Here is a 7,038-nt window from a genome sequence, read left to right on the forward strand (position 1 = left end):
GATGACCCCGAACCCGTCGAGACGGGGCATGTTGATGTCGGTGATGATCACGTCGGCGCCCTCGGCGCTCAGCGTTTCCAGGCCGTCGATCCCGTCGACCGCCTGGATGACATTATAGCCCGCCTCGACCAGGGCCATCATCAGCATGTCACGCATGGTGCGCGAATCGTCGATGGTGAGGATGGTTTTGGTCACGCGGCTTCTCCGAATTCAGGGGCCATGAAGTCGGCCCCGAAAGCATTCCATTGGTCAGCAAAGGCTTGCGACACCCGGTCGATGACCAGGGTCTGTCCGTCGCTCGCCCAGCTCTGCTGGGCTGAGATGAGTACCTGCAGGCACAGCCCCCCGAGGCGTTCGACGGCCGAGCCGTCGATCGTCACCGGTTGCCCGCGCAGGGCCAGAAGCTCGGCCCGCAGGGGCTCGGCGTACTGGAGGTCGAGAACCGGCGGCAGGATCACATGGGCGTCGGGCATCAGAACTCCTCCCATCCGTCGGCGGCTGCGACGGGTTCGGGGCGACGGGCGGCACCGCCGTGACCCGTGGTGCGCAGGGCGGTGACGGGGCGTTGGGCGGGGGCGGCGGGACGGTGCGCAGCGGGACGGGGCGCGGCACGGGGTGCCGAGCGGGTCGCCTGCGGAGCCGCAGTACCGATCTGGAAGCGCGACACCGACTGGGCCAGGCTCTCGGCCTCCTGCGACAGGGAGTGGCTGGCGGCGGTGGACTGCTCGACCATGGCCGCGTTCTGCTGGGTCACCTGATCCATCTGGTTGACGGCGGTGTTGACCTGCTGAAGGCCGGTGGCCTGTTCCTGGGCGGAGGCGGCGATCTCGGAGACCAGGCCGTCGATCTCGGCGACGCGGCTGACGATGCGTTGCAGGGCCTCGCCGGTCTGACCGACCAGATTGACGCCGGTGTTGACCTGGCTGGTCGAGGCCGAGATCAGCACCTTGATCTCCTTGGCGGCCTCGGCCGAGCGCTGGGCCAGGGCCCGGACCTCGGAGGCCACGACGGCGAAGCCGCGACCGGCGTCCCCGGCCCGGGCGGCCTCGACCCCGGCGTTCAGGGCCAGCAGGTTGGTCTGGAAGGCGATCTCGTCGATGACGCCGATGATCTGGCTGATTTCCTGGGCCGACTTCTCGATCGCACCCATGGCCGAGACGGCGTCGCGGACGACGTTGCCCGAGGTCTCGGCGTCGCCCTTGGCGGCCTGGACGGTGTCGGAGGCCTGACGGGCGCCCGACGCGGTGCGGTTGACGGTGGCGGTGATTTCGTCGAGGGCGGCGGCGGTTTCCTCAAGCGAGGCGGCCTGCTGCTCGGTGCGGCGCGACAGATCGTCGGCGGCCTGGCTGATCTCGCTGGACCCCGAACGGATGGCGGACACATTGGTCACGACCACCGAGATCGTGTCCTGAAGCTGGGCCACGGCCGTATTGAAGTCTTCCTTCAGCTGAGCCGACTTGGGGGCCACTTCGGCGGTGAACCGGTGGGTCAGGTCGCCGTTGGCGATGGCCGAAAGACCTTCCGCCAGGGCGCTGATGGCAATGGCGTCTTCCTGTGCCGTTCGGGCCTTGTCGGCCTCGTTGGCGGCGCGATCGGCGTCGGACTGGCCACGGTCCGAAGCGGCCTGGGCCTCGACGCGGATCTTCTCCAGTGCGGCGTCGCGGAAGGCGAGGATGGCCACGCCCATCTGACCGAACTCGTCCTTGCGGGCGGCTTCGGGCACTTCGATGGTGTTGTCGCCCGCCATCAGCTTGCGCATATGGCCGGTCATCCTCAGCACCGGACGGGCGATACCCTGAGACAGGACCCAGCTGGCACCCAGGGCGATCAGCAGGGTTAGCGCCAGGCCGACCATCAGGCTGACCTCGGCGACCACGGTCGCGCGACGCTGCAGTTCGCGCGATGCGTCCAGGTTGGTCTGATTGATCGCCTTCACCCCATCGATGGCTTCCTCGACAGGTGCCATCAGACGGTCGGCCTCACCGTCGTTTCCGACCATCGCCTCGGCCTGGGCGCGGGTCGCGGGATTGCGGGCCAGGGCGGCACCCTTCACCACCACGGCATCGAACCAGACATCGCCGGCGGCCTCGGCGGCGTCGACCTTGGCGTCCGCCTCAGGCGATCCGACACCGCGCAGGTCTTCCAGTCGGGCCTTGAAGGTGGCCCGGTGGGTGTTCGCGCGGTCGAGGTAGTAGGGATCGTCCGACACCAGATAGCCGCGATAGCTGTTCTCCTGACGCGCCAGCGAGAACTCCGCCGCCGCGGCGTCGCGGACCATCTGGTTCGCCAGGGTTCGCCCGGCGTCGGACTTCTTGAGCGCCTGAAGGTTGACGTAGACCGTCGCGCCCATGGCCCCGATCGCCAGGAGGACGACGGCGAAGGCGAGGATCAGTTTCTTGCCGATCGGGACATTGCTCAGGTGCATGACAGGTTCCTGGTCGAGAGACGCGGTAAGGGTCGAAAATCAGGTCGGGATCAGAGAGACAGGGTCAGGGCAGCGACGAGCCGACCTTCATAGCTTGCGCCGAAGCGGTGGCCATCGGTGTCATACCAGCGCAGGTCGAGGGCCAGATCGTGGGGCAGCTTGCGCTTCACGCCGACGTTCCAGGCCGTGTATTCGGCGCCGCCGTCGGCGGTACGATCGGCGATGGCTGCGGTGGCCCGGGTGTTGGCGTCCAGGGCGACGCCGCCCTGCAACTCGATCCACCAGGCTTCCTGCGTCGCTGCGAAGCCGTCGGCGGTGTAGTTGACGCGGAACCGGGTCGAGACGGGTCCGATCTTGCGCGACAGGTCGGCCTGGTACTCGGTGTAGTTGGCATCGACGCCGGGGCGAGTGCCCGGGAGGTCGCGGTTGATGACTGCAAAATCCAGTCCGGTGCCCGCGACGGTCGTGCGATAGCCGACGGTGGTCAGGATTTCGGCGTCCGACCCCTGCGACAGTTCGGCAGTGGCAGCGAACAGGCTGGCGTAGAAGCCGCTGTGGGTCACTTCGACCGAGCCGGAGACGCTGGGTTCCTCGTTGCTCTTGCCGACGCCCTTGCCCATATACTGGCTGGCGACGCCAAGCTGGAACGAGAAGGGGTCGCTGGCCTGTGCGTCGCAGGCGATCGTGGCACAGCCCATTGCTACTGCGAGACCGGCGATTCGTGTAACGTTGTTCTTCATTTTCTTCGTTCTTCAAAGAGCCGTTCTGGCCCGATTTCGCCGATCAGGTTGACGACAGGGCGAATATTCTTCGTGAACCGACACCTACGTAAAAATACTTAACGGCGAGCCGTGAGGCCGACCACCGGTCTGTCGATCGGCCTGGCGACAGGCTTCAGAATCGTGTGGATGGGCTGCTGCCGAGGTCGCGGAGCCTGTCCGCAACAGTTGCGGTATCGGCAGCAATCACGAAGTGACAACTAAACGGCGTTCAGTTGTCGGGCCGGAAACGCAAATATTGTCCATCACCACGTGGAAATGCTGAAGCTTGCAACCTCGGGCTTTCGCGAATTACGAATAGGTATTTACCCGTATATGTCCGACTGATATCCTGCGCCGGATAAGAAGACCGGGACCCGCCCGGTAGAAGTCGGCGTTCTGCTTGTGACGGCCACGGAAAAGTCATCGTTGATGACGCGATTGGGCTCGGTCGCGAACTCCGTCTCCCGGGGGCCGAACGGCTATGTTCTGGCGGTCCTGGCCGTCGGGGTCGCCCTGCTTGCCCGGCTCGGGCTGGAGGCGTTCGGGAAGTTCTACTACCTGCCGCTGATACCGGCCGTCATGCTTCCGGCCTTGCTGGCGTCGCGTGGCGCGACGGTGCTGGCCATCATCCTTTCGATCGCGGCGAATATCGCCCTGGTGCCGCGTGAAGGCGTCGTCGACGCCGCCGTCAACGCCGTCCTCTTCGCGTGCGTCGGCGTTGCGATCGGCGAGTTCGGACGGATCGGACGCACCGCAAGGGCGAACGCCCGGGCCTTGTCGGCAAGGCTCTCGACGCGCGACGCCACCATCAGCGCCATGCTGGCATCAGCTGCGGTCGTGAGTCTCGACCGCCGATCGCGCATCCTGTCGATGAGCGAGCCGGCCTGTGCCTTGTTCGGGGTTCGCGAAGCCGAGGTTCTGGGCCAGCCGTTCAGTGATTTCGTCGAGTTCTTCGACAGCGCCGTGGATCGTATCAGTGGTGGCGACGAGTTCTATTGGCCGGGTCGTCGGCGCGACGGCGAGGTCTTTCCTGTCGGGATCCACATGGCACCGATCGAGAACCCCGACGGCCCGCCGGACACCATCCTGACCCTCACGGACCTCAGCCGGTGGCGTTCGGCCGAGGCGCGCAATCAGGAGCTCCGGGATCAGCTGAACCAGGTCTGGCGGCTGAACTCCCTGGGCGAGATCGCAGCGACCCTGTCCCACGAACTCAACCAGCCGCTGACGGCCGCCGCCAGCTATCTGCAGGCCACCCAGGCGGATCTGGGTCGCGCCGGCGTCTTCGCCGACAGCGCCAGCCGCACCGTCGAACTGGCCAAGAACCAGGTCCTCAGGGCCGGCGACATCATCCGCAGGGCGCGTAACCTGCTGGCCGGGGATGAGCACCGACTGGACCCGCACAGGGTCTCGTCGATGATCGACGATCTGGAACCGATCCTCCAGCTTCTCGGTCCCGCGGTCGGCACCCAGTTGCGGATCGTCGTCGAGGATCAGGCGGACTGGGTTCTGGCCGACAGGATCCAGTTCCAGCAGGCCATCGTGAACCTGGTGCGCAACGCGATCGAGGCTGTCGCCGATCATCCCCGGCGCGAAGTTGCGATCCTGGGGCAGGCGGTCTCCACGACCGGGTACCGCATCAGTGTCGAGGACAGCGGCCCCGGAATCGCGCCCGATCAGATCGACCGGATGTTCAAGCCGCTGATGACCACCAAGGCGGGTGGCATGGGTCTGGGCCTGTCGGTCACGCGCACGATCGTCGAGCGCCACGGCGGCGTTCTGAGCGTCCAGACCAGCGATCTGGGCGGGGCCGCCTTCGCGTTCAACCTGCAGCGTCTGCCGGAGCCCCTGCCATGATGACGACGTCCATATTCGTGATCGAAGACGATTTCGCCGTCCGGGATTCTCTCGTGACCCTCCTTCGCGCCGAGGGCCTGCGCGCCCGGGGATTCGCCAGCGGCGTCGACTTCTTCGACAATCTGCCCGCCGACAAGGTGGCCTGTGTGGTCACCGACCTGCACATGCCGGGCATGGACGGAACCGAGGTCGTGAAGCGGATCAAGGCCCTGCACGGTGAGGCCTGGCCCGTCATCGTCATCACGGGCCACGGCGACATTTCCCTGGCCGTCGAGCTGATGAAGGCCGGCGTCACTGACTTCATCGAAAAGCCGTTCGAGCCGCATCGGTTGATCGAGACGGTGAAGGGGTGCGTGAGCCGGGTCCATCAGGTCGGCGCGGACATCGAGAAGCGGACGATGATCGAGCAACGGCTGGCGCAGTTGACGGTGCGCGAGCGGCAGGTCTTCGATCAGCTTGCCGAAGGCCTGTCCAACAAGGAAATTGCTGCCAACCTCGAGATCAGCCCGCGCACGGTCGAAATATTCCGCGCCAAGGTCATGTCCAAGATGGAGGCCCCCAACCTGTCGACCCTGGTCCGGATGAGCCTGGGGCTGAACTGAGTGAGCCGTCCACTTCCCATCTCTCAATATAAGCCGTTCAACGTCACTCACCGCTCTCGACATCAGGCCCCAAATCAGGTCGGCATGGCCTTCGATCCTCACAGGGTGCCGACCCCCGTCCGACGCCTACAGTTTGCAAAACTCGCCGGACCCGATCTGTTGCCGCGCCTGGGGATACGACCGTTTCTGACGTCATGTCGGGGCGATCTACGCGCCAAGGTCCCCAGAATGCTCGGCCGAACCCACTAGGAAACCGGTGTCATAGCGCCTAATCTGATACGGAAGGACCGCAGAGTCCGCCCCCGTGGAAGCGTTCGGAGTATCCTCATGTCCATCTCGATGAACCGCCGTGCCCTGCTCGGGGCCGCCGCCGCGAGCGCTTTTGCCTCGGCCGCGCCCGCCGCCTTTGCACAGACCAACCCCGACCGCACCGCCATCCTGGCCGCGATGAAGAAGGCCGCCGCCTTCATGACCGACGAGGTCGCGGTCGGCGGCGGCTATGTCTGGAACGTCCTGCCCGATTTCTCGCGCCGCTGGGGCGAGCTTGAGGCCTCGCCGACCATCATCTGGGTCCAGCCTCCGGGCACGGCGACGGTCGGCCACGCCTTCCTCGACGCCTATCACGCCACCGGCGACGAACAGTTCTACGACGCCGCCAAGTCCGCCGCCGACGCCCTGGTCGCCGGCCAGCATCCGCGCGGGGGCTGGAACTACGTCGTCGACACGGCGGGCGAGGACAGCCTCAAGGCCTGGTACGAGACCTATGGTCACAACGCCTGGCGGATGGAGGAATACCATCGCTATTACGGCAATGCGACGTTCGACGACGCCGGCACGGCCGAGGCGTCGCAACTGCTGCTGCGCGTCTATCTGGAGAAGCGCGAGGCGAAATACCGGGCCCCGCTCGACAAGGCGATCCAGTTCGTCCTCGACGCCCAGTATCCCACCGGCGGCTGGCCCCAGCGTTTCCCCTTCGTCGAGAACGGCGGGGCCCACGGCCACGCCGACTATACGCCCTACATCACCTTCAACGACGATGTGGCGGGCGAGAACATCGAATTCCTGCTCTATGCGCACCAGGCCCTGGGCTCGAACGACGCGCGTCTGGTCGATGCTATTGAGCGAGGCATGGACATCTATGTGAAGACCCAGCAGCCCATGCCGCAACCGGCCTGGGGCCTGCAGCATTTCCCCGACACCCTGAAACCCGCCCCCGCCCGCACCATCGAACCCCAGGCCTTCGCCACCCACACCACGGGCACCAACCTCCGCTCGATGATCGGCTTCTATCGGCTGACCGGCGACCGCAAATTCCTCGAACGCCTGCCCGAGGCGCTGGACTGGCTGGATCAGGTCAGGACGCCCCAGAACCTGATCGCGCCGGGCCGCACCC

7 protein-coding genes are annotated in these 7,038 nt (G+C 66.0%); 3 read left to right on the forward strand and 4 right to left on the reverse strand.

Annotated elements, in window-relative coordinates; translation table 11 throughout:
• The 4 genes from ACILQR_RS14690 to ACILQR_RS14705 all read right to left on the reverse strand — a co-directional run.
• Positions 1-195, reverse strand: a 195-nt coding sequence (locus ACILQR_RS14690) for a response regulator (protein ID WP_395652132.1), incomplete at its 3' end; no start/stop codon positions are given.
• Positions 192-473: an STAS domain-containing protein gene (locus ACILQR_RS14695; protein WP_395652133.1), complete on the reverse strand. Its 282-nt coding sequence runs from the start codon at positions 471-473 to the stop codon at positions 192-194. The genes ACILQR_RS14690 and ACILQR_RS14695, both read right to left, overlap by 4 nt.
• The gene (locus tag ACILQR_RS14700; RefSeq protein WP_395652134.1) at positions 473-2,425 is read right to left on the reverse strand and encodes a methyl-accepting chemotaxis protein; all 1,953 of its coding nucleotides are present in this window, start codon (positions 2,423-2,425) and stop codon (positions 473-475) included. The genes ACILQR_RS14695 and ACILQR_RS14700 overlap by 1 nt, the downstream gene beginning before the upstream one ends.
• 50 nt (positions 2,426-2,475) lie before the next feature.
• Positions 2,476-3,165 (reverse strand): TorF family putative porin, encoded by a 690-nt coding sequence (locus tag ACILQR_RS14705; protein ID WP_395652135.1) that lies wholly within the window; start codon positions 3,163-3,165, stop codon positions 2,476-2,478.
• Positions 3,166-3,615: 450 nt separating this feature from the next.
• On the opposite strand from ACILQR_RS14705, the gene ACILQR_RS14710 reads away from it, so the two are divergent.
• The 3 genes from ACILQR_RS14710 to ACILQR_RS14720 form a co-directional block, all read left to right on the forward strand.
• Entirely contained in the window at positions 3,616-5,043 is a 1,428-nt protein-coding gene (locus tag ACILQR_RS14710) for an ATP-binding protein (protein ID WP_395652138.1), read from the forward strand.
• Complete coding sequence (locus ACILQR_RS14715; protein WP_395652136.1) at positions 5,040-5,645, forward strand: response regulator transcription factor; 606 nt, start codon at positions 5,040-5,042, stop codon at positions 5,643-5,645. Before ACILQR_RS14710 ends, ACILQR_RS14715 begins: the two co-directional genes overlap by 4 nt.
• A 327-nt stretch (positions 5,646-5,972) precedes the next feature.
• A partial coding sequence (locus ACILQR_RS14720) for a pectate lyase (protein WP_395652137.1) occupies positions 5,973-7,038 on the forward strand: 1,066 nt, incomplete at its 3' end.

Origin of the sequence: Brevundimonas sp. (assembly GCF_044239655.1) — a bacterium.
Taxonomy (GTDB): Bacteria; Pseudomonadota; Alphaproteobacteria; order Caulobacterales; family Caulobacteraceae; genus Brevundimonas.

Bases quoted from the DNA above. Each gene is read 5' to 3' on its own strand.
- ACILQR_RS14710 (WP_395652138.1), top strand. From the start codon at position 3,616: ATGACGCGATTGGGCTCGGTCGCGAACTCCGTCTCCCGGGGGCCGAAC.
- ACILQR_RS14705 (WP_395652135.1), bottom strand. From the start codon at position 3,165: ATGAAGAACAACGTTACACGAATCGCCGGTCTCGCAGTAGCAATGGGC.
- ACILQR_RS14695 (WP_395652133.1), bottom strand. From the start codon at position 473: ATGCCCGACGCCCATGTGATCCTGCCGCCGGTTCTCGACCTCCAGTAC.
- ACILQR_RS14715 (WP_395652136.1), top strand. From the start codon at position 5,040: ATGATGACGACGTCCATATTCGTGATCGAAGACGATTTCGCCGTCCGG.
- ACILQR_RS14700 (WP_395652134.1), bottom strand. From the start codon at position 2,425: ATGCACCTGAGCAATGTCCCGATCGGCAAGAAACTGATCCTCGCCTTC.